Source organism: Nonomuraea sp. B12E4 (assembly GCF_039871825.1).
Lineage (GTDB): Bacteria > Actinomycetota > Actinomycetes > Streptosporangiales > Streptosporangiaceae > Nonomuraea.
The window spans coordinates 67,581-89,788 of record NZ_JBDPME010000017.1; the positions used below are offsets into that span (position 1 = coordinate 67,581).

The following is a 22,208-nucleotide window of genomic DNA, read 5'->3' on the forward strand; positions in this document are numbered from 1 at the left end:
ATCGGCAACGGACCCTGATCTCACCCGCATGACCGGGACAGGTAAAAAGCCACAGAACATGTGTCCGTTCCGGCACCGCGGCCCCGGCCCCTCCCGGGTTGTACTCGTCCTCGGCCGCCGATCCCGGCGGCCGGCCACCGATCAGAGGGGGAAAGATGAGTACACCGCGGACCGAGCGGCGTTCGAGGTTCACCTGGTTGCGCGGGAACGGGGTGCGCGCGCTGACGGCGGGTGCGGCGCTGGCCGCCTCGCTGGCCGCCTCGCTGGCATTCTTCGCGGGGCCGGCGCACGCCGCGGGCAGCGTGACCGTGACGGGCAGCCTGCTGGAGATCATCACGAGCGACCTGGCGGACGACGTCCTGATCAGCCAGGTGAACGGCCAGCTGGTCGTCAGGAACAACGGCGACGTGCTGATCCCCGGCGCCGGGTGCGCGTCGGTCGCCAAGAACGAGGTGACCTGCGAGGCCGACGGCCTCACCCACCTCCTGGCGATCACGCAGCCCGGTGACGACACCGTACGGAACCGGACCAGCCTGCCCTCGCGGGTGAGCCTCGGCGACGGCGCCGACACGTTCATCGGCGGGCTCGGCACGGACCAGGTGAGCGGCGGGAACGGCGACGACCGGCTCGCCGGGCTGACAGGGGACGACCTCCTGCTCGGCGAGGGCGGCTTCGACAGCGCCAACGGCGGTGACGGCGCCGACAAGTGCGACGCCGAGATCGTCACGTCCTGCCCGTAGTCCTGAGGTGCCCCTCAGCGGGATGCCGCCGAGGGGCACCTCAGGCGCCGGCGGCTCCCGGCCCGGCAGGCGCGGGAGCCGCTGGTGTGGCAGTTCCCGCTGGTGACGGCGTTCGGCGCCGGAGAGCTCGGGGTCGTCCTCGCACGGCTACCAGGTGCCGGTCGGCCGCCGGCAGGTGACACCACACCGGCATCGAAGCGCAGAGCGTCGCGATCCGCTTGTCCGTGATCCCCGAGGACGGGCCGGACGGCTGCTTCGGCACCACCGAGTGCACGCCGGACGGCTCCGGCCTCACGTTCATCCGCCTCAGCGACACGCACGGGTACGCGGTCCGGCGCGGCGAGGTGAACGTGCAGGTGCTGGGCGGCCTGCGGGTCGGCAAGTCACCACTGAGGCAGGCCGCCCCGAAAGCCCGCCCGGTCACCGAGGAGGAGTTGCGCCGCGTCCTCCCGCCGCTGCGACCGCGCGACACCGTGGAACGCTTCCGCCAATGGCTGCGGACGTTCTGAGGAACCCGGCCACTCCGCATCTGGATCGGAATGCTCAGCCGCGCCGCATGAGGCCGCGGCGCCCTCGGGCACGCCGACCTGCAGGTGAGCTCCGTGCCATCACCCGAGGGGCCGCGTCAGGCGGGGATCCGGATCGGGGCGAATCACTCCTTGGATCCAGGTCGGGTAGGCGACCGGCGGCACGTATTCAGCCCTACCTCACCTTTTCGCTATAGGCACACTGCGTTATAGATCGTTACCTTCGGTGATGGTCCGTCAGCTCAGGGAGGCCCATGAATCGCCTGTCAGGCGCACTGGCCGTCGTCGTGCTCGTGCTGGCCGCCGGCTGCTCCGACCCGACCAACACCTCCGCCCAGGGTTCCCCGCAGAACGCGATCAACATCTACCTGTACCAGAAGCCGAAGCGCTTCTCCCCGCTGGATCCGCCCACCGGCCCCGACCAGCAGGTCATGACGTTGATCTTCGACAACCTGCTGACCATCGACGACTCCTACGCCTACGCGCCGCGCCTGGCCGAGCGCTGGCAGGTGGCCGAGGACCGGATCACCTTCCACCTGCGGCGGGGCCTGAAGTGGAGCGACGGCACGCCGTTCACCAGCAAGGACGTGCTGTTCACCTACAGGCTGCTGGCCGATGCCAGGAGCGGCGGCGCGATGGCGGGCAAGCTGGCCGGGGCCGCCTTCGAGGCCCCGGACGACGCCACGTTCGTGATCAGACCGGCCAGGCCGAACGCCGGCTTCCTCAGCCTGATCGCCGGCCCGTTCGCGTTCATCCTGCCCGAGCACGTGCTCGGGCAGGAGCCGGTGGACAGGATCGCGGGCAGCGCGTTCTTCAACAACCCGACGGTCGGCCTGGGCCCGTACACCTTCATCAGCTACCAGACCGACCAGTACGTGGAGCTGGCCGCCAACCCGCACTACCGCAAGCCCGTCGCGATCCCCAGGATCTTCCTCAAGCCCATCAGCTCGGACGTGGCGACCGCGCAACTCGGCACCGGCGAGATGGACCTCGTCCAGATCTCCCCCACCGACCTGCGGGCGGTGGAGGCGCTCAAGGGTGTCACCGTCTCGGCGAAGCCGAGCCCGGGCTTCATCAGGCTGGCGGCCGACCTGAGCGACCAGCGCTTCGCCGACCCCCGCGTACGGCGGGCCATGCTCCACGCGATCGACCGCGAGGCGCTGGTCGCCAAGCTCCTGGCCGGCCGGGGCCGGGTACAGAACTCCTCGTTCGTCACGCCCTGGGCGCTGCCCGGCACGCTGGAGGAGTACGCCTACGACCCCGCCAAGGCCAGATCGCTGCTGGCCGAGGCGGGCTGGAAGGCCGGCGAGAGGGTACGGCTGTCGTGGATCCCCGGCCAGCGCGACCGCGACGCGGCGGCCACGGTGGTGCAGGGGGCGCTGAGCGCGGCGGGCATGACCGTCGAGCTCAAGCAGGTGCAGGCGGCCGAGCTGCTGGAGTCCTACGAGAAGCGCACGTTCGACCTGGCGCTCTTCGGCGGCGGCAGCTACGCCGTGGACCCCTCCAGCAGCACCACCATCATCCATTGCGCGGCTTTCTACCCCAGCGGGAGCAATGTCAGTAACTTCTGTGACACGTCGCTGGACACCCTCACCGCCCAGGCCGACGCCCTCACCGACCGGGACCAGCGCGCCGAGCTCTACCAGGAGGCCGCGGCCAGGGACAACGCCCAGGTCCCGTACGTGTGGTTGTACAACCCCGACACCCTGTGGGCCACCAGCTCGCGGCTGCGCGGCTTCAGGCCCAGCGGCGACTTCACCACCGGCTTCTGGAACGCCGACGAGTGGACCCTGGCCGGCTGATGCTCGCCTTCCTCATGCGCCGGCTCCTGAGCAACGCCGCCGTCTTCCTGCTCATCAGCGTCGGCGTGTTCCTGCTGGTCCGCGCCGCGCCCGGCGACCCGGTCCGGATGATGGTCAACCCCGAGCAGCTCGCCTCCGGCGGCCCGGCGTTCGTCGCCGCCAAGCGCGCCGAACTCGGCCTGGACCAGCCGGTCCTGATCAGGTACGGGATCTGGCTGCGCGACGCGCTGACCGGCGACCTCGGCCACTCCTTCGTCAGCCGCCGCCCGGTGGCCGAGGTGCTCGCCGAGCGGCTGGGGCCCACCGTGCTGCTCATGGGCACCGCCCTGGCGATGGGCCTGGTGCTGGCGGTCGCGGCGGGCACGCTGGCCGCGACCCGGCGCGACACCGCGATCGACCACGCCACCACCGTCGCCGCCCTCGGCACGGTCTCGGTGCCCGGCTTCTTCCTGGGCATCGCCGCGATCTACCTCTTCTCGCTGAGGCTCGGCTGGGTGCCCTCCGCCGGCATGTCCACGCCGGGCGACGGCGGCGGCCCCGACATCCTGGCCCACCTGGTGCTGCCCGCGGCCATCCTCGGACTGTCCATCGCCGGGCCGTTCACCCGGTACGTACGCGCCGGGCTGCTGGCGGAGCTCGGCGCCGACTACGTGCGCACGGCCGAGGCCAAGGGCGCCGGCCCCGGCCGGGTGCTGATGCGGCACGCGCTGCGCAACGCGCTGGTCCCGCTCATCACCGTCGTGATGATCTCCATCCCCCAGTTGCTGGCCGGGGCGGTCGCTTTGGAGCAGGTCTTCGCCTGGCCTGGCATGGGGCAGCTCGCCGTCAGCTCGATCGGCCAGCTCGACCACCCGGTGGTGATCGGGTTCGCGATGTTCGTCGCGGTGCTCGTACTGGCCTGCAATCTCGCCGCCGACCTGCTCTACGCGGTGGCCGACCCGAGGATCAGCCTGTCATGACCACGGCCGTCACCCCCGCCTCGCCGCGCGCGCCGGCCGCCCGGCGCTTCCGCCGCAACCGCATGGCGCCGGCCGGCGCCGCGTTCCTCGCCGTCGTCGGCGTGCTGGCGCTGGCCGCGCCGCTGGTGGCCGGGCATGACCCGAACGCGGTGGACCTGGCCGCCTTCCGGGAGGCGCCGTCGGCGGCCCACCTGCTCGGCACCGACTCCTCCGGGCGCGACGTGTTCGCCAGGCTCGTACACGCCGGCCGGGTCTCGCTGCTGGTCGGCCTGCTGTCGGCACTGGCGGCGGTCGCCCTCGGCACGCTGCTCGGCGCCCTGGCCGGCATGTTCGGCGGTCCGGTGGACGCCGTCGTCACGCGCGCCGCCGACGTGGTGCTCTCCTTCCCGTCGCTGGTCGTCATCGTCGTGCTGGCGGGCGTGCTCGGTCCGGGCACCGCCATGCTCGTGCTCGCCTTCGGCGCGTGCCACTGGCCGACCACCTGCCGCGTGGTGCGCGGGCTGACGCTGTCGCTGCGCGAGCAGGAATACGTGCAGGCGGCACGCGCCTTCGGCGCCGGGCGGCTGACGGTGATCGGCCGGCACGTGCTGCCCGCCGTCCTGCCGCAGGTCGCGGTGGCCGGCACGCTGCTGGTGGCGCAGCTCATCCTGCTGGAGGCGGTGCTGTCCTTCCTCGGCCTCGGCGTGCAGCCGCCGCAGGCAAGCTGGGGCAACATGCTGACCGACGCACAGAATCTCACGCTCCTGCAGACCATGCCGTGGTTGTGGCTGCCGCCGGGCCTGGCCATCGCGCTGACCGTCCTGGCCGTGAACTTCGTCGGCGACGGCCTGCGCGACGCCGTGGACCCGAAGGGAGCCCGCCGATGACGCCGCTGCTCACGATCGACGACCTCGCGGTCGAGTTCCCCGCACGGGACGGCGTGGTGCGCGCCGTCGACGGCGTCAGCCTGCGGGTGGGGCGGGGCGAGATCCTCGGCGTGGCCGGCGAGTCCGGCTCGGGCAAGAGCGTCACGGCGATGTCGGTGCTCGGCCTGATCCGGCCGCCGGGGCGGGTGGTGCGCGGCAGCGTCCGCTTCGACGGCGAGGACCTGCTGGCCCTGCCCGCGCACCGGCTGCGCCGGATCCGGGGCCGCCGCATCGCGATGATCTTCCAGGACCCGATGACGGCGCTCAACCCGGTCGTCCCGGTCGGCGCCCAGATCGCCGAGGCCGTCCGGCTGCACCGGCCGCGCCTCGGCCGCGCCGCCGTGCGGGCCCGCGTCCTGGAGCTGCTGGCCGCGGTCGGCATCGCCGACCCCGCCGACCGGTACGGCCGGCACCCCCACGAGTACTCCGGCGGCATGCGCCAGCGCGCGTTGATCGCGATGGCCCTGGCCAACCGGCCCGACCTGCTCATCGCCGACGAACCGACCACCGCGCTGGACGTCACCGTCCAGGCCCAGGTGCTCGGCCTGCTCGACACGGCCAGGCGGGAGGCCGGCGCGGCGGCGCTGCTCATCACCCACGACCTGGGGGTGATCGCCGAGCTGGCCGACCGGGTCGCGGTCATGTACGCGGGCCGCGTCGTCGAGCACGGCGACGTGCACCAGGTCTTCACCACGCCCCGCCACCCCTACACGCGCGGCCTGCTGTCCAGCCGGCCCGGCCTGGAGCCGGCGACCGGGGACCTGGTGCCGATCCCGGGCAGCCCGCCCGACCTGCTGGCGCCGCCGCCCGGCTGCGCCTTCGAGCCGCGCTGCGCGCTGGGCGCCGGCCGCGCCGCCTGCCGGGCGAACCGTCCCGAACCGGTCGCGGTGGCCGGCGGCCACCTGTCCGCCTGCCATTTCCACAAGGAGCTCGCGTGAACGAACCCGCCCGCCCTGGGGTCGGCGTGAGCGCACCCGTGCTGGCCGTCGAGGGCCTGACCAAGCACTTCCCGATCCGCACCGGGGTCCTGCGCAGGCGGAGCGGCGCGATCCGGGCCGTGGACGGCATCGACCTGGCCTTGCACGCCGGCCGTACGCTCGGGCTGGTCGGCGAGTCCGGCTGCGGCAAGACCACCACGGGCCGGCTCATCGTGCGCCTGGCCGAGCCCACCTCCGGCCGCATCCTGTACGGCGGGCGCGACCTGGCCCTCATGTCGCCCGCCGAGTTCCGCCCGCTGCGTGGCGAGATCCAGATCGTCTTCCAGGACCCGTACGCGTCGCTGTCACCGAGGCTGACCGTCCACGAGAGCGTCGCCGAGCCGCTGCGCATCCAGGGCCGCTACCGCGTCGGCGGCCGGGACCGGGTCGGCGAGCTGCTGGAGCTGGTGGGCCTGGCGCCCGAGCACGCCGGCCGCTACCCGCACGAGCTCTCCGGCGGCCAGCGCCAGCGCGTCGGCATCGCCAGGGCGCTGGCCCTGAACCCGCGCGTGCTGGTGCTGGACGAGCCCGTCTCGGCGCTGGACGTCTCGGTCCAGGCACAGGTCGTCAACCGGCTCGCCCGGTTGCAGCGCGAGCTGGGCCTGGCGTACCTGTTCATCTCGCATGATCTGTCGGTCGTGCGGCATCTGTGCGACAGGGTGGCGATCATGTACCTGGGCCGGATCGTGGAGGAGGGTGAGCGCGCGGAGATCTTCGCGCGGCCCGCCCACCCCTACACGCAGGCGCTCATCTCGGCCGTGCCGATCTCGCATCCGTCGCAGCGGGGCCGGCGGAGGCGGATCGTACTCGCCGGTGACGTGCCCAGCCCGGCCGATCCGCCGTCCGGTTGCCGCTTCCGTACCCGCTGCTGGCAGGCGCAGGAGCGATGCGCCGTCGAGGAGCCGGCGCTCACCGGCGCGGGACACCGCGTCGCCTGCCATTCCCCTTTGACGTGACAACCTGTTAACGAAGTCAGGCCGGCGTGTTATCACCGAATCATGATTATTAGTCGCCGGACACTTTTAGGCGCGGTCGTGCCCGTCACAGCGGCCACGGGTCTGGTCGCGGGCACCGGTACGGCCTCGGGGACAGCGGGTTGGGAGGACCTGGCCGCCGGGCTGGGGACGACGGCGGACGACGCTTACGACGGCTCCGACCTGTGGCTGCGGTACGTGCCGGTCAGCGACCCCAATCTCCTCTGGAAATATCGGGAAACAGTCACCACCGTCATCGTGGAGAACGCGGGACGGAACAAAGTACACCGCCACACGCCCAACCTGGGCATGGCGCCGGGATCGGCCGAGCGGCTCGTCGAGTCCACCCTGGAGGCGGCCAGAGACGAGCTGGTCAGAGGGCTGCGCGGGTTGCTGGACCGGGCGGTGCCGGTGAGGGCGGATCCGGGCGACAGGCCCCCCGGCGGCGCCGTGATCGTGGGGACCCGGGACAGCTCGCAGCTCGTACGGCAGCACCTCTCCGCCCGCGACCTGGCCTCCGTCGGCGACGACGGCTACCTCATCCGCTCGGTCTCCAGGGGGACGCGGGAGTTCACCGTCATCGCCGGCAACACCGAGGTCGGCGCCCTGTACGGGACGTTCGCCTTCCTGCGCCGCCTGCAGACGCACAAGACCATCACCAGGCTGGACATCTCCGAGTCCCCCAGGGTCAGGAACCGGCACCTGAACAACTGGGAGACCGTACGTCTCTACTCCGGCAACAATCCCTCGGGAACGGGCGGCCTGAACGGCGAGAACGGAACGATCTTCAACTTCGCCGCCACCGGCCAGAGCGCCGGGCTGAACCTGCCGGTCATCCTCGACCGCTACATCGTGGTGGCGCGGGCGATGGCCTCCGTGGGGATCAACGGCATCACGATCAACCTCGTCAACGCCGACAACGTCTATCTCACACCGGCGTACATCGCGCAGGAGGCGGCGCTGGCCGACGCGCTGCGGCCGTACGGGATCAAGATCGCCCTGTCCATCAACTACACGGCCCCCACGGACCCCCGGTTCGCGCCGGACACGCTGACGAACGAGCAGCTCGATCCGCACGGCGCGGAGTTCAGGGGATGGTGGAACCGGCGGGCGGCGCTGGTGCAGGCGTCCGTCCCGGACTTCACCGGCTTCACCGTGAAGGCCAACTCCGAGGGCCAGCCGGGACCGCAGGACTTCGGCGACGACCACGGGGACGGCGCCAACGCCATCGCGGCGGCGGTGGACCCGCTCGGCATGAAGATCTTCTGGCGTACCTTCGTCTACAACGCCGATGTGGACGAGGACCGGCTGAAGCGGGCGTACCTGGAGTTCGGGTACATCGACGACGAGCGCCAGCCCGACGGGACGAAGGGCCGTTTCCTGGACAACGTGTTCCTCCAGACCAAGAACGGCCCGCTGGACTTCCAGGGGCGCGAGCCCATCCATCCGATGTTCGGCCGGATGGAGAACACCAACCAGGCGCTCGAATTGCAGATCACGCAGGAGTACACCGGCCAGGACGAGATGCTCTGCTATCTGGGCCCCATGTGGGAGGAGGCCCTGAAGACCGACACCTATGCCAGGGACGAGCGGGGCCGGCTGCTCGACAAGCGCCTGATGGGCCACATCGTGGACGGAACGGCTCAGGGCCACTCGGACACCGCCATCGTCGGCGTGGCCAACCTGGGCAACGCCGACAACCTGACCGGCCACCACTTCTCCCAGGCGAACCTGTTCGCCTTCGGCCGCCAGTCCTGGGACTGGACGCTGGACTCCGCGGACATCGCGGCCGACTGGGTACGGATGACCTGGAGCAACCGCGGCAACGTGGTGGGCACCATCGTGAGGATGATGATGGGCTCCTGGGAAGCGCTGGTGAGCTATCAGACCCCGCTTGGCATGGCCCACCAGTTCCGGTCGAGCGACCACTACGGCCCCAACCCCGCGGAACGGCTCGCGCGGGACGACTGGAGTCCCGTCTACTACAACAAGGCGGACAGCTCCGGGCTGGGCTATGACCGCTCTCCCACCGGGAGCGACTTCACCGCCCAGTACTTCCCCACGCTGGCCGCGAGGTACGGCGACATCGACACCGTCCCCGAGAACCTGCTGATGTGGTTCCACCACGTGCCCTGGGACCGCCGGATGCGGAGCGGCCGGATCTTCTGGGACGAGCTGGTCCACCGCTACCAGATGGGCGTCCAGTACGTCACCTGGATGCGGCTGACCTGGGACTCCCTGCGGTCCTCGATCGACGCCCGCCGCTTCGCCGAGGTCGAGTCCAAGCTCGCCGTCCACGAGGCCGACGCCGGCGACTGGCGGGACACCTGCGTGAACTACTGGAAGCGGTTCAGCGGCAGGGACAATCCCGTGGACGGCGGCCCTCTGTCGATCAAGATCGTGGTCGGCGGGCGGGCGATCGGCGCCTTCGACCTGTCCGCTTCCTCGTACCCGATTCCCGTGCCGGCCGGCGCCTCCCCGAAGATCACCAAGGTCATCCCGTCCGACCGGGCGGCCCGGTACGAGATCCTCTCCCAGGCCGACGGCGTTCCCGGTCAAGCCGTCGTGAGGGTCATCAAGGAGGACTTCTTCGGGCCCATCGTGAAGGACTACGTCTTCGTCATGGAGCGCGCCTCCACCTGATGCCCACCGCGACGCTCCGGCTCGGGCCCACACGGCCGGCGAGGCACCGGCTCGGATCCCGCCCGACCGGTGACGCCCCGGCTCGGGTCATTCGCGGCCCTGGGCGTGGCCCTTGCCGGGGTGCTCGGCGCCCTGCCCGGGCGGGATGCGGCCGGTCGCCTTCTTGGCGAGGCCGAACGGCACGGCCACCTCGGCCGGGGGCGGGACGGGCGTACCGGTGCGCTCCGGGCGTGCAGCGCGGCGCTGGATCGTGACCCGCCGGGACGTCAGCTCTCCGACGGGTGACGGCGCCGCCGTGGTGGTGGCGGGCTCGGGGGCAAGTGTCGCCGATGGCGTGGCGGGGGCGGCGGGATCGCGGTCGCCGGGCCGCTGCTCGGCCGCGGGTGGCCCGGGCGACCCGCCCGGCCAGAGGGTGGCGGCCAGCACGCCGAGAGCCAGCGCGGCCGCCACGGCCACATTCCGCACGTTGGCGCGCCGCGTCGGGAGGAGGCGGCGAGGGCGCCTCGGCCGACAGCGGTCCGCGCCACCGGTGGGGCCACGGCGGGCTGCGTCGGCTTCGGCGCCGCGGCGGGCCGCCCGCGCCGGCTGACCGTCTTCGACGCCGACAGCGGGCAGCCGGTGGGCGACCCCGTGGCGCAGGCCGGGGGGTCGCTGCACTGGGGCATGCGCGGGTCCGAGGCCCGGCTGGCGGTCGTGGTGGAGGACGGCGGCGGTGTCGACGTTCACGACGCGCACGGGCGCCACCGGTACCACCTGCCCATCGCCACCACGAGGCGCGTCGGCCGGTACTTCTACGACGGCCAGGAGCGCCCCTGGGCCTGGGAGAGCACCGGGGACTTCGGCGCGTGCCTGACCGCGGGCGGGCGGGCGGAGGTGTGGTCGCTGGGAGACGAACCGGCCCGGGTCGGGTCGATCGAGGCGCCGGACGGAACGGAGGCGGTGCTGTGGGGCTCGGACGGGGTGCTCGCGCTGATCGGCGCGCGAACGCTCCGCTTCGTCGGTGCCTTCTCCGGTGACGTGCTCGGCGACTTCGTGTTCGGCCGCTACTTCGACGATGAGCGGAGCCCGCTCCACAGCGGCTGCGAGACCCTGCACGGGATGTTCCAGGCGGACGCCTTCCCGCTGGCGGACTCCTCGTGGTGTGCCATCGCCGACCCCGCCGTAGGACCAGCCGCGGCTCTGGTGGTCGCCGGCGATGACCCCCTGGACGACCTCGACGCCGTGCTGGCCTGGACCGTCGACCGCCGCTACTCCTGGCCCGTCCGCTGGGGCCGCCTCGACATCGTCGCGAGCATCGAGGCGGCAGCCGCCCTTCTTCGCTGACGGAACTATCCACAAAATCGACCTTTTGAAGGGAGTCGCTTTACCTTCATGCGGATATTTACGTAGTCAGGTCGGAGCCCCAGGTCGGGGGATCCTGGGCAAACGGCCGGGGCGCCCGCGGCATCGGGGGGCAGCGGCGGCGCCACGTTGCCGGGCCGGGCAGGCGGATGTCTGCCCGGCCCGATGATCGTCCCCTCGATCTGATGCTTGAATGCCCTGCATGGAACCAGCAAGCACGCTCGCCGCTCTCCACGAGTTCTGCGCCGAACGGCTCGGCGCGGAGCTCGCCACCCACTTCATGAAACTGGCCCGGCCCGGTTTCGCGCTCACCATCGCGGCGCCGGGTGCGGAGACCGGGCACAGCCGCTTCGGTGGGCGAGCGATGCTCGAACCAGGCACGCCCTGGCCGTCCTGCGACGGTTTTCCGCTGAGCCTGGTCGCCGTGCTCGACACGGACGCCTTACCTCGCGAGTGGCTGGGCGATCTGCTCCCGGACGACACCGGACTGCTCAACTTCTTCACCCTCGACACTCACTCCGCGCAGCGGGACAGCGCCGCCTTCGACGTGTGGGAGCACCGCGGGCTCAACAGCTTCGACCCGGACCTGGGAAAAGTGATCGCGGCGCGCTCCGCCCACGCCGCCCCGGCGGATCCGCCGGACCGGTCGGGCGTCTTCACGCCGGTCGCCTGGACGGCCTCGCCCGGCTTCGCCTTCCCGAACCAGACCTGCGACCTGGCCCTGCCCTACGATCTCGGGCCGGAAGCCAAGCTCAAGAGGGACATGCTCATGAGCGGCCTGTACGTTGCGAACGAGTTCCCCGACTGGGAGCAGCGGCCGGGCGCGCTCGACTCCGAGGACTTGGCCTTCGGCTGGCCGGATTCGCTGAATTCGCTGGTCCTGCCAGATGGCGCGGACTTCCACGGATATCACCACCTGCTTCAACTGTCCCCGTCCAGCTCCTACGAGTGGGGTCTCGGTGCCGACGGGGTGATGCACTGGTCGATGCCCACCGAAGCCCTGCGGACCGGGGACTTCGGCCGCGCGATCCCCACCCCGGACCTGGCCTGACGGTGAGGGCGTCCAGCGGAAAACCGGGCACGAAGTGGCATGGTGGATGGATACGAAGATCGCCGACTGTTGTCGATCAAGCTGAGGCCGTTTCCGCGTGCACCTTGAGGATCTTGAGGAACTCCCGCATCCACGCCGGATGGTCGGGCCAGGCCCGGCCCGTCACCAGGTTGCGGTCGATGTGCGCCTCGCTGTCCACCCAGGTCGCCCCGGCCACCTCCACGTCGGTGGAGCAGGCGGGGTAGGCGCTCACCGACCGGCCCTTCAGCACGCCCGCGGCGGCCAGGACCAGCGGCCCGTGGCACAGCGCCGCGATCGGCTTGCCCGCCTCGGCGAAGTGCCGCACGATCGCCCGGCAGGTCTCGTCGTTGCGGATGTACTCGGGGGCGCGGCCGCCGGGGATCACCAGCGCCGCGTACGCCCCCGGATCGACATCGGCGAAGGCGACGTCGCTCGGCCAGGAGTGACCGGGCTTCTCGGTGTAGGTGTCGAACCCCTCGACGAAGTCGTGGACCACGAACTGCAGCTTCTTCACGCTCGGCGCCGCGAGGTCGACCTCGTAGCCCTCCTCCAGCAACCGCTGGTAGGGATACATCACCTCAAGGTCCTCGGCGGCATCGCCGGTGATGATCAGTATCTTCGCCATCGCGGGCACCCCTTCGTCACGAGCGAGAGTGGATCAATGGTCCCTCCCCCCATTCCCCGGCCCGCCGCGCACCACACCGTGGCGGGAGGGCACCGTTCCCCCGGCGGGAGCGCGCGGGCGCGACGCCTGCGCCCGGCGGACTCGCGCACTCGTCTCCCACGCCGCGGCTGTGATCCACGAGGAGGAATACGAGTACCAGGCGTTCCGGGTGCGTCCGGCGTGAGACGAACGGGGCAAGGCAGGCTAGTGCCGTGCCGACATCCAGGAGCGGAGCGCGGACGTGGTGGTCTCGACCCGGTCGGCGAGGAGCTGGAAGTGGTCGCCGGGCACGTCGATGATGTCGACGGGCGGCGGCCACGACGTTCTCCCGTCCACGCCGGATCCGTGGTCCCGCAGGTAGGGCAGTGGTTCCTGGGCGCGCAGCAACAGCGTCGGCGTGCCGGCCGGTCGTGGCAGCCACCCGCGCAGGATGCGGGTGTAGGCGCCCATCGCGGCCAGGGCCGTGTCGTCGAAGAGCTCGTCGAAGACTTCTCCCATCTGTGACGCGTGATGGGCGGGCATGCCCAGGAGCCACTGCTCGTCCTCGTTCTCGTACGTCACGTGGTAGGTGTCGATCATGACGATGCCGGCGGGTGGTGTCCCGGAGCCGGTGAGCCGGGTCGCGACGGCCTGGGCGGTGCATCCTCCGACGGAATAGCCGGCGAGCACGACAGGACGGTCGCCGAAGTGCCGCCGGACGGTCTCGGCGTGCATGTCGATCAGCGTGGTCCAGTCCTCGGGCACCACGCCGCCGCCGGACAGACCCGGATACGGGATCTCGTACACGTCGCGTTCGCCCGCGAAGCAGCCGGCGAGCCGGCCGAAGACGCCCGCCCCGACGCGCGGGTGGAAGTCGGGGAAGCAGACCAGGGCAGGCCCGCCGGAACCGGTCGCCAGCCGCTCAGGCGGCAGGGCGTGCGCCCCGCGCAGCCCGGACGCGAACGTCGGCAGGGCCATCGACGCCGTGACCAGCATGCGCATCGCCTCCACGGCCTGACCGGCCTGGGCCATCCTGCGATACAGGGAGGCGAGCAGGGATCTCGCGGGTGGCGGCTGTGGCAGCGCCTCGTCGAGCAGGCCGAGGAGGTGCCCGGCCAGTTGCTCCGTACCGGGATGGTCGAACGCCACGGCCGGGGCCAGCCGCAGCCCGGTGAGCGTGCTCAGCCTGTTGCGCAGCATGATGCCGGCGAGCGAGTCGAATCCGAGCTCGGTGAACGACCGTTCGAGGCTCACCTCCTCCGCGCGGGCGTGGCCCAGCACGGTGGCCACCTCGGCCCGTACCGCCTCCACCAGTGCGGTGCGCCGGTCGGCAGGCGGCAGCGGGGCGAGCCGCCGGCGCCACGTCTCGGGTCCTTCCTCCGGCGACGCGGCGTTGGCGGCAGGGCGGGCCGAGCGCAGCAGGCCGCGGAGCGAGGCCGGTACCGGCCCGCCGTTGGCGCGGGCCCACGCCCGGTCGAGCAGGAGCGGAGCGAGTACGGGCGCGGCCGAGCCCAGGGCGGCGTCGAACAGGCTCAGGCCCTGCTCGTCGGTCACCGGCGCCAGCGGACCATGACGCACCGTGCCCGCCATGCCGCCGGGATGCTGCCACGGTCCCCAGGCCAGCGACAGGGCGGGCAGGCCCCGCGCGGCACGATGCCGGGCCAGCGCGTCGAGGAAGGCGTTGGCCGCGGCATAGCTGGCCTGCCCGGCGTTGCCCAGCAGGCCGGCCGCGGAGGAGAACAGCACGAAGGAGGACAGGCCAAGGTCCCGCGCCAGCTCGTGCAGGTGCCAGGCCGCGTCCACCTTGGGCCGCATCACCTTCGCCAGCCGCTCCGGGGTCAGCGCGTCCAGCACCCCGTCGTCCAGGACCCCGGCGGCGTGCACGATCGCGCTCAGGGGCGGCTCGACCCCGGCCAGCAGGCCGCGCACGGCCGCGCGGTCGGAGATGTCGCAGGCGGCGACACGTACGTCCACCCCGAGGTCAGCCAGCTCGGCGCACAGCGCTTCGGCCCCGTCGGCGGCCTCGCCACGCCGGCTCACGAGCAGGAGGTGAGAGGCCGAGTGATGGGTGGCGAGGTGCCGGGCCAGCACGGATCCGAGCGCGCCCGTGCCGCCGGTCACCAGGACGGTGCCACGGGTGTCGAGGCCGCCGGCGGCCTCACGCGCGTCGGTGCCGAGGGCGCCCGCGGTTTCCTCACGTGCTTCGGTCAGGCGCGGGACCAGGATCGTGCCGGCGCGCATGGCCAGCGCCGGTTCGCCGGACGCGCGCGCGGCGGGCAGCGCGGCTGCCGACTCGGGGGTGCCGTCGACATCGGCCAGCACGATGTGGCCCGGATACTCGGCCTGCGCGACGCGTACGAGTCCCCACACCGCCGCGGCGGCCAGGTCGGGGTCCGGCGAGGTGGCGTCCTGCGTCACCACCACCAGGCGCCGGCCTTCGGCGAGGTGTCCCGCGCTCCAGGCGTGCAGCTCCTTGAGGGTCTCGGTCGTGGCGGCGTGCACCGCGGCCACCGGGTCGGGGCCGCGTGACGTGCCGCGCACGCGCAGGATGATGTCCTCCGGGGTGCCGGCGCTCTCACCACTCTGACCGGCCGGGACCCACTCCTCACGGTAGAGGGTTCCGGCGGCCGGCCGAGCGGTGTGCCGCCCGGCCGGCCGGCGCATCGTCGCCGTTTCGATCCGGGCGACCGGCGAGCCGGTGCCGTCGGCGACGCTCAGCCGTATCCGGCCTTCACCGAGCTCTCGCGCGTGCACCCGCAGGTCCGTGGCGCCGGAGGCGACCAGCCGTACCCCGGTGAAGGCGAAGGGCAGCCGGGCGTCGGCGAGGTCGGGGGCCGCGGCGAGGCTCGCGTGCAGCGCGGCGTCCAGCAGCGCGGGGTGCAGGGTGTAGCCCGCGCTCTCCGCTTCGGGCAGCCGCACCTCGGCGAACAGCTCGTCGCCCCGCCGCCACACCGCCCGCACGCCGCGGAACGCGGGACCGTAGGCGAGCCCGGCGGAGGCCAGGACGTCGTAGGAGCCGTCGATGTCCACGGGCACGGCCCCCGGGGGCGGCCACGCGGCGAGTTCGTCCGGGGCCACGGGACCGGCGACGCCGAGGAATCCCGTCGCGTGCCGCGTCCACGGCTCGCGCGTCCCGGCGTGCTCGGGCCGGGAATCGATGTCGACGGTCCGCCTGCCCGACTCGTCCGGTTCGCCGAGCGTGACCTGGACGCGAACCCCGTCCGCGGCCGGAAGTTCGAGCGGCGCGACGATCGCCAGGTCGTCCAGGACGTCGCAGTCGACCTCGTCCCCGGCGCGGACGGCCAGGTCGACGAGTACGGTCGCCGGCACCAGCGTGCGGCCTCCGACCACATGGTCGGCGAGCCACGGGTGCGTCCGGGCGGACAGGCGGCCCCGGCACAGCACGCGGTCCGTGCCGGGCTCCGGGGCGGCGTCGGCGAGCACCGGATGTCCCAGCGCGCCGCCATGGCCCGCGGAGTGACGGCGCACCCAGTACCGTCGGCGCTGGAAGGGATAGGTGGGCAGGTCGATGAGCCGCGCGCCGCTACCGTCGTAGACGGCCCGCCAGTTCACCGGTACGCCCCTGACGTGCAGTGCGGCCATGGCCTCGACCAGCACGCCGGCCTCGTCCGCCCCCGCCCGGCCGGCGGCCGCGACCGTCGGCTCCTCGCCGGTGAGGCAGTCCGCCACCATGGTGGCCAGCACCGCGTCCGGCCCCACCTCCAGGTAGCAACGCGCGCCCTGTTCCTCGGCCACCCGTACGGCGTCGGCGAACCGGACCGGCTCGCGCACCTGCCGCACCCAGTAGCCCGGCGAGCACATCTCGTCCGTCACCGGCCGGCCCGTCAACGTGGAGATCACCGGGATCGCCGGGGAGCTCAACGGGAGGCCCGCGAGCACGTCACCGTACTCGGCGAGCATCGGCTCCATCAGCGGGGAGTGGAAGGCGTGGCTGACCCGCAGCCGGGTGGTCCGCCGTCCCCGGCGGGCGAACCCGGCCGCCACACCCGACACCGCCGCCTCCTCGCCGGAGATGACCACGGAGTGCGGCCCGTTGACCGAGGCGAGGCTCACGGCGCCTGTCCCGCCTGCCAGCGCGGCGGCCGCCTCCGCCGCCGTGGCCTGCACCGCCACCATCGCGCCGCCGTCGGGCAGGGCGCTCATCAATCGCCCCCGCGCGGCGACCAGCCGGGCCGCGTCCGGCAGGGTGAGGACACCGGCGACATGTGCCGCCGCCAGCTCCCCGATGGAGTGCCCGACGAGATGGTCCGGGCGGATCCCCCACGACTCCAGCAGGCGGAACATCGCCACTTCGAAGGCGAAGACGCCGGCCTGGGTGAAGTCCGTACGGTCCAGCGACGCGGCGCCGTCGCCGATCACCTGCGCCAGCGGCCGCGACAGGTGCGGGTCCACGTGCCGGCACACCTCGTCGAACGCCGCCGCGAACACCGGGAACGCCTGCCGCAGCCGGGCGCCCATGGCGGGCCGCTGAGCGCCCTGACCGGTGAACAGCAGCGCGAGCGGAGCCGGCCCGGCGGTGCTCACCCGGACGTCCGGGTGCGGCTCGCCGCGTCCCAGCGCGTCCAGCGCCGTCCGATCTCCCCCGGGTACGACGGCACGCAGCGGCAACGAGGAGCCGGTCACGGCGAGCGAGTAGGCCGCGTCCACGGCATCGATCTCGCCGAGGGCGGCCACATCGCGTGCCCTGGCGCGCAACGCCGTCACGTCCGCGGCGGACAGCAACCACGGCGGCCTGGGCAGGCCGAACGCCCGGGTGACGGGCTCCGGCTCGGGCGCTTGCTCCAGGATGATGTGGGCGTTGGTGCCGCTGATCCCGAAGGCGGACACACCGGCCCGGCGGGGCCTGCCCGTCTCGGGCCAGTCTCGCGCCTCGGTCAGCAGTTCCACGGTCTTCCGCGACCAGTCCACGTGCGGGGTGGGCGCGTCGACGTGCAGGGTGCGGGGCAGCATTGCGTGGCGCAGGGCCTGGACCATCTTGATGACACCCGCCACCCCGGCGGCGGCCTGGGTGTGACCGAGGTTCGACTTCACGGAGCCCAGCAGCAGCGGCGGCGCGTCCGGTGGGCGGGAGCCGTAGGTCGCGATCAGCGCCTGCGCCTCGATCGGATCACCCAGCATGGTTCCGGTCCCGTGCGCCTCCACCGCGTCCACGTCCCGAGCTCCCAGCCCGGCTGCCGCCAGGGCCGCGTTGATGACCGCCTGCTGCGCGGGGCCGCTGGGCGCGGCGAGACCGTTGGAGGCGCCGTCGGAATTGACGGCGGTCCCCCGCAGCAGCGCCAGCACCGGGTGCCCGTTGCGCCGGGCGTCCGACAGCCGCTCCAGGAGCAGCAGCCCGGCTCCCTCCGACCATCCGGTGCCGTCGGCGGCGGCGGCGAACGACTTGCAGCGGCCGTCCGGGGCCAGGCCCCGCAGCCGGCTGAACGCGATGAACGTGCCAGGTGTCGCCATGACGGTCACCCCGCCCGCCACCGCCAGCGAGCACTCCCCCGACCGCAGCGCCCGCGCCGCCAGGTGCAGCGCCACCAGCGACGACGAGCAGGCCGTGTCCAGCGTCACCGACGGGCCGCGCAGGCCCAGCGTGTAGGAGATGCGGCCGGAGGCGACGCTGCCGGCCGATCCCAGGGCCAGTTGTGCTTCGAGCTCGTGGGCGTCGTTGAGGAACCGCGTGCCGTAGTCGTTGTACATGACGCCGGCGAACACTCCGGTGTCGCTGCCCCGTACGGCCGCGGGGTCGATGCCCGCGCGCTCGAAGAGCTCCCACGACGTCTCCAGCAGCAACCGCTGCTGCGGGTCCGTCGCCTGGGCCTCCTTGGGCGACATGCCGAAGAAGGCGGGGTCGAAGTCCGCGGCCCCGTCCAGGAATCCGCCGCGCCGCGCCAAGGACTTGCCCAGGATGTCGGGATCGGGGTCGTACAACGCGGACGTGTCCCAGTCGCGGTCATCGGGGAAGCCGGAGGTGGCGTCCCGTTCGTCGCGTACCAGACGCCACAGGTCCTCCGGCGAGGCGACGCCGCCCGGATACCGGCAGGCCATCGACACGATGGCGATCGGATCGTCGCCGGCCGGAACCCGTGCCGGGGCGATCTCCCGGCTCGGCGCCGCATCGCCGCCGAGCCTGACTCTCAGATGCCCGGCCACCGCGGCGGGGGTCGGGTGGTCGAACACCAGCGTGCTGGGCAGCTCGACACCGGTCCTGGCGCGGAGCCGGTCCCGCAGCACGATGCCCGCCATGCTGGTCATGCCGAGGTCGATGAACGGCCGCCGCGGGTCGACGCGCTCGCCGGGATCCGATCCGAGCAGCGCCGTGAGCTCGGCCAGCACCAGCCGTTCCAGAGCACCGTCTCCGGTCAGGCCCGAGCCGTCGCGGCCGAGGATGCCGGCGACCGGGACCTCATGGCGCTTGGCCTTGCCGGTGCTGGTGCGCGGCACGGCGTCGATCGTGTGCACCGCGTCGGGCACCTTGGCCTCGGCCAGCTCCGCCCGGCACGCGGCCAGCAGGTCCCGCGCGTCGAACCCCTCGGGCCCGGGTACGACGAACGCCACCGGCACCTCGCCGAACACCTCGTGCGGCACGCCCACCACGACCGCGTCGGACACCCCTGGACAGGCCAGCAGGACCTGTTCGACCTCGTCGGGATGGATGTTCTCCCCGCCGCGGATGATCAGCTCCTTGATCCGGCCGGTGATCGCGAGGTGCCCGTGCGCGACCCGCCGCCCCATGTCGCCGGTGCGGTACCACCCGTCCACGAACGGTGAGCGCGGGTCGCCGTGGTAGCCGAGCATGAGTCCCGGCCCGCGTACCCAGATCTCCCCCTCGTCGCCGTCGGGGACGTCTTCGGCGCTGTCCGGATCCACCAGCCTGAGGTCCACGCCCGGCAGCGGAGGCCCGCACGAGCCGTCGACCCGAGGCCCTTCCGGCCGGTTCGCCGTGATCTTGCCGCACGTCTCGGTACTGCCGTAGGCGTCGAGCAGCGGCACGCCGAGCAGCTCCTCCGCCTCCGCGCACAGGCGCGCGGAGGCGGGCGCACCGCCCGTGAGACAGATCCGGAGCCCGGACGGCCGCCGGCCGTCCCGCCGGACGGCTTCCACGAGCCGGTGGTAGGTCGTCGGCACGCCCGCCAGGAAGGTCGGCTCGCGTTCGTACAAGGCGTCGAGCAGGTTCTCCTCGCCGAGCACGTGGGCGCTCGCACCAGTCGTCACGACCCCCAGCAGGCACAACGAGTACGCGTAGGTGTGGAACAACGGCAGCGGCCACAGCAGCCGATCCTGCGCGGACAGCCCGAGGATCGGCGCGTAGCAGGCGGCCGTGGACCACAACGCGGCACGTTGCGTCGACAGCACGCCCTTGGCCCGGCCTGTGGTCCCCGAGGTGTAGTGCAGCCAGGCGGGAGCGTCGAGATCAAGATCGTCCGCCGGCCGGCAGGGGGCGTCCCGTCCCGCGAGCTCCTCGAAGTCCAGATCACCGTCGCCCTCGCCCACGAGGATGACGACGGAAGGCGAAGGCGCAACCCGGCGTACCCGCGGCAGGCGGGTGCCATCGGTGAAGATCATACGGGCGCCGCTGTCCTGTAACGCGTACGCCAGCTCGGCGTCGGATGACCTCGGATTCAGCGGCACGCCCACCGCCGCCGCCCGGGTGATCGCGAGAGAGCTCTCGATGGCTTCCACCTGGTTGCCGAGGACGATCGCCACTCGATCGCCCGCGGCGACTCCCGCGGATCTCAGGTGACCCGCCAGCCTCGCCGTACGGGCTTCCAGGGTCGTGTAGTCGACCGTCCGGTGCGCGTCCGAGAAGGCGATCCGATCTCCCTGGGCAGCCGCATGCCTGACCAGCGACTCGGGCAACGCACTGATCGATTCACTGTGAACCAAGACACTCCCATCATCAGGTGCCGCGCGCCCGGCGCAGAGGTCCAGCGCATTGCCGAGGGCTACGGATTCATTCTGCGCAAGCCCACGGCCTTCGCGCGAACGCCTCAAGAAAGACGGAGAAGCGGACCGGCCCGGCGATGTGGTGATCGCCGGGCCGGGTGGCCGTGTCGTGCTCGCATGCCGTGGTGGTGGTGGGTGGTTTCAGTGCCGGTCGCGGTGGTCGTTGCGGTCGTGGTCGCGGCGGTCGTTGTGCCGGTCGTTGTAGCGGTCGTGGTCCCGGCGGTCGTAGCGGTTGTGGTCGTAGCGGTCGTGGTCGTAGCGGTCGTGGTCGAAGCCGTGGCGGCGGGCGTAGTCGAAGGAGGTGATCCTCCAGCGGTGGCCGTCCCAGCGGTAGTGGTGGCGTCCGTCGAAGCGGAAGTGTTCCCGGTGCTGGGCGATGGTGACGGTGGTCTTGGCGGCCGTCACGGCGGTGGTGGTGGGGGTGGTTGTGGGGGTGGCGGAGGCGGCGCCGGCGGTGGTGGTGGCGAGGATGCCGCCGGCGACGGCGAGGGTGGCGGCCGCGGTGGCGAGGCGTCGGATGGTCGTGTTCATGTCGTGTCCCCCTTGTGTGTGGTGTGCGCGCTTTCCTTGGCGCGCTTTCAACCTAGATGGGCGAAATATCCCTTTCCGTGCAGAAAGGCACACTGGGGACGAATGCGTACAACGACACACAAATGCCAGCGCCTGACCAGGCCGCGGACGAGCCCGGCGACGGGCGTCTCGGTCATGCCACCAGCGACGGCCTCCAGGGAGATCGCGTGGCCCTGATGCGCGGCGACCGGCGGGTCTTCTGGCCGGCCGGTCCGCGGGATGTCAGTCGGCGCGGATCAGTACGAGTGAACCGTTCAGAAACGGCTGCCGGCGAAGGTGACCGTGCCGCTTGGTCATCGCACCGTCGAAGGCATCGTCGTCGAACGGCAGGCGTTCGGCGACGGCGTTGACCGCCTCGGGCAGGTGCGCGGGTCGCTGGGCGCGCATGGTCGTCGACGGCTCCACCGGGGTGACCTCGAACGCCGCCGACTCGTAGGAACCGGCACCGGCGCCCACGTTGACCACGGTGCGCGCACCGGCCAGCGCCTGCTCGATGAGGGTGGCGACGCGCGGTTCCGGCCGCCGGTAGGCGGCGTAGGCGCCGCCGATCGCGCCGTAGTCCGCATCACCCGCGCTACCGTCTGCCGTGCGCTGTGTCATGGGGCTCCCTTCAACCAGTTCGGCACTTGCCCGGCGTGCTCACCGGGCACCTCGATCGGATGAAAGACGTGCCCGACGACGCTGTCACGGACGACCATGGTCAGCCGCGGGCACAGCCGAGCCCCGCCGGCCTCGAAGGCCGGACGCGGTTGCCGCGCGCCGCGGTGACGTCGGCTCTGGTCTCCCTCGCGGACATGTCGACGAGCACTTCCAGACGGTCGGCCTTGCCCGAGCCGTCGAGCCCCTTGCGAAGCGACGTGGTGATGCCGGCCTGAGGACCGTTGGCGTTGTGTGAAGCGCTGGAGGGATCTCCTGACACCGCCGGGCGCTTCCTGTGCGTCATAGCCGGCCCGCGTCATCCGTCCAAGGACCATCGACAGCCCGTCGTCGAACCGGGCGCCCCGTCCCACGGCCGGCCCGGCCCCACGCGGGCGTGGTGAAAGCCATGACCTGGCCGTTCGTGCTTCACCATCGATTCACCGAGTCCGCCGGTCCGTCGGCT

16 protein-coding genes are annotated in these 22,208 nt (G+C 72.3%); 10 read left to right on the forward strand and 6 right to left on the reverse strand.

Features of this window, described 5'->3' with window-relative positions; all coding sequences use genetic code 11:
- Positions 1–155 precede the first annotated feature (155 nt).
- From ABGB18_RS31650 to ABGB18_RS31685, 8 genes are all read left to right on the forward strand, one after another.
- Positions 156–740, forward strand: a complete 585-nt coding sequence (locus ABGB18_RS31650; RefSeq protein WP_347699297.1) for a calcium-binding protein — start codon at positions 156–158, stop codon at positions 738–740.
- A 218-nt stretch (positions 741–958) separates the two neighbouring features.
- Positions 959–1,249, forward strand: coding sequence for a hypothetical protein (locus tag ABGB18_RS31655; protein WP_347699298.1), 291 nt, complete (start codon positions 959–961; stop codon positions 1,247–1,249).
- Between the two features lie 272 nt (positions 1,250–1,521).
- Positions 1,522–3,069 carry an ABC transporter substrate-binding protein gene (locus tag ABGB18_RS31660; protein ID WP_347699299.1) on the forward strand — a complete coding sequence of 516 codons (1,548 nt, stop codon included), beginning with the start codon at positions 1,522–1,524 and terminating at the stop codon, positions 3,067–3,069.
- The gene (locus ABGB18_RS31665) at positions 3,069–4,028 is read left to right on the forward strand and encodes an ABC transporter permease (RefSeq protein ID WP_347699300.1); all 960 of its coding nucleotides are present in this window, start codon (positions 3,069–3,071) and stop codon (positions 4,026–4,028) included. Before ABGB18_RS31660 ends, ABGB18_RS31665 begins: the two co-directional genes overlap by 1 nt.
- Positions 4,025–4,894 (forward strand): ABC transporter permease, encoded by an 870-nt coding sequence (locus tag ABGB18_RS31670; protein WP_347699301.1) that lies wholly within the window; start codon positions 4,025–4,027, stop codon positions 4,892–4,894. The genes ABGB18_RS31665 and ABGB18_RS31670 overlap by 4 nt, the downstream gene beginning before the upstream one ends.
- A complete protein-coding gene (locus ABGB18_RS31675; RefSeq protein WP_347699302.1) occupies positions 4,891–5,871 on the forward strand; it encodes an ABC transporter ATP-binding protein in 981 nt (326 codons plus the stop codon). The genes ABGB18_RS31670 and ABGB18_RS31675 overlap by 4 nt, the downstream gene beginning before the upstream one ends.
- A complete protein-coding gene (locus ABGB18_RS31680; protein ID WP_347699303.1) occupies positions 5,868–6,866 on the forward strand; it encodes an oligopeptide/dipeptide ABC transporter ATP-binding protein in 999 nt (332 codons plus the stop codon). Before ABGB18_RS31675 ends, ABGB18_RS31680 begins: the two co-directional genes overlap by 4 nt.
- A 78-nt stretch (positions 6,867–6,944) precedes the next feature.
- Complete coding sequence (locus ABGB18_RS31685; RefSeq protein ID WP_347699304.1) at positions 6,945–9,527, forward strand: alpha-glucuronidase family glycosyl hydrolase; 2,583 nt, start codon at positions 6,945–6,947, stop codon at positions 9,525–9,527.
- A gap of 87 nt (positions 9,528–9,614) precedes the next feature.
- On the opposite strand, the gene ABGB18_RS31690 is transcribed toward ABGB18_RS31685, so the two are convergent.
- Positions 9,615–9,983 carry a hypothetical protein gene (locus ABGB18_RS31690; protein ID WP_347699305.1) on the reverse strand — a complete coding sequence of 123 codons (369 nt, stop codon included), beginning with the start codon at positions 9,981–9,983 and terminating at the stop codon, positions 9,615–9,617.
- A 162-nt stretch (positions 9,984–10,145) separates the two neighbouring features.
- Between ABGB18_RS31690 and ABGB18_RS31695 the strand changes: the two genes are divergently transcribed.
- Together ABGB18_RS31695 and ABGB18_RS31700 are read left to right on the forward strand one after the other, a co-directional pair.
- On the forward strand, positions 10,146–10,850 hold the full coding sequence (locus ABGB18_RS31695) for a hypothetical protein (RefSeq protein WP_347699306.1): 705 nt from the start codon (positions 10,146–10,148) through the stop codon (positions 10,848–10,850).
- 220 nt (positions 10,851–11,070) lie between these two features.
- Positions 11,071–11,919: a DUF1963 domain-containing protein gene (locus ABGB18_RS31700; RefSeq protein ID WP_347699307.1), complete on the forward strand. Its 849-nt coding sequence runs from the start codon at positions 11,071–11,073 to the stop codon at positions 11,917–11,919.
- Positions 11,920–11,995: 76 nt separating this feature from the next.
- On the opposite strand, the gene ABGB18_RS31705 is transcribed toward ABGB18_RS31700, so the two are convergent.
- The 5 genes from ABGB18_RS31705 to ABGB18_RS31725 all read right to left on the reverse strand — a co-directional run bounded on the left by ABGB18_RS31705 (position 11,996) and on the right by ABGB18_RS31725 (position 22,049).
- On the reverse strand, positions 11,996–12,565 hold the full coding sequence (locus tag ABGB18_RS31705) for a DJ-1/PfpI family protein (protein ID WP_347699308.1): 570 nt from the start codon (positions 12,563–12,565) through the stop codon (positions 11,996–11,998).
- Positions 12,566–12,808: 243 nt separating this feature from the next.
- Entirely contained in the window at positions 12,809–20,476 is a 7,668-nt protein-coding gene (locus tag ABGB18_RS31710; RefSeq protein WP_347699309.1) for a type I polyketide synthase, read from the reverse strand.
- 201 nt (positions 20,477–20,677) lie between these two features.
- Positions 20,678–21,067, reverse strand: a complete 390-nt coding sequence (locus ABGB18_RS31715) for a hypothetical protein (RefSeq protein WP_347699310.1) — start codon at positions 21,065–21,067, stop codon at positions 20,678–20,680.
- 261 nt (positions 21,068–21,328) lie between these two features.
- Positions 21,329–21,706, reverse strand: coding sequence for a methyltransferase domain-containing protein (locus ABGB18_RS31720; protein WP_347699311.1), 378 nt, complete (start codon positions 21,704–21,706; stop codon positions 21,329–21,331).
- A 100-nt stretch (positions 21,707–21,806) separates the two neighbouring features.
- Entirely contained in the window at positions 21,807–22,049 is a 243-nt protein-coding gene (locus ABGB18_RS31725; protein ID WP_347699312.1) for a hypothetical protein, read from the reverse strand.
- Positions 22,050–22,208 lie beyond the last annotated feature (159 nt).

Bases quoted from the DNA above. Each gene is read 5' to 3' on its own strand.
- ABGB18_RS31670 (WP_347699301.1), top strand. From the start codon at position 4,025: ATGACCACGGCCGTCACCCCCGCCTCGCCGCGCGCGCCGGCCGCCCGG.
- ABGB18_RS31715 (WP_347699310.1), bottom strand. From the start codon at position 21,067: ATGAACACGACCATCCGACGCCTCGCCACCGCGGCCGCCACCCTCGCC.
- ABGB18_RS31675 (WP_347699302.1), top strand. From the start codon at position 4,891: ATGACGCCGCTGCTCACGATCGACGACCTCGCGGTCGAGTTCCCCGCA.
- ABGB18_RS31705 (WP_347699308.1), bottom strand. From the start codon at position 12,565: ATGGCGAAGATACTGATCATCACCGGCGATGCCGCCGAGGACCTTGAG.
- ABGB18_RS31660 (WP_347699299.1), top strand. From the start codon at position 1,522: ATGAATCGCCTGTCAGGCGCACTGGCCGTCGTCGTGCTCGTGCTGGCC.
- ABGB18_RS31700 (WP_347699307.1), top strand. From the start codon at position 11,071: ATGGAACCAGCAAGCACGCTCGCCGCTCTCCACGAGTTCTGCGCCGAA.
- ABGB18_RS31720 (WP_347699311.1), bottom strand. From the start codon at position 21,706: ATGACACAGCGCACGGCAGACGGTAGCGCGGGTGATGCGGACTACGGC.
- ABGB18_RS31725 (WP_347699312.1), bottom strand. From the start codon at position 22,049: ATGACGCACAGGAAGCGCCCGGCGGTGTCAGGAGATCCCTCCAGCGCT.
- ABGB18_RS31650 (WP_347699297.1), top strand. From the start codon at position 156: ATGAGTACACCGCGGACCGAGCGGCGTTCGAGGTTCACCTGGTTGCGC.
- ABGB18_RS31665 (WP_347699300.1), top strand. From the start codon at position 3,069: ATGCTCGCCTTCCTCATGCGCCGGCTCCTGAGCAACGCCGCCGTCTTC.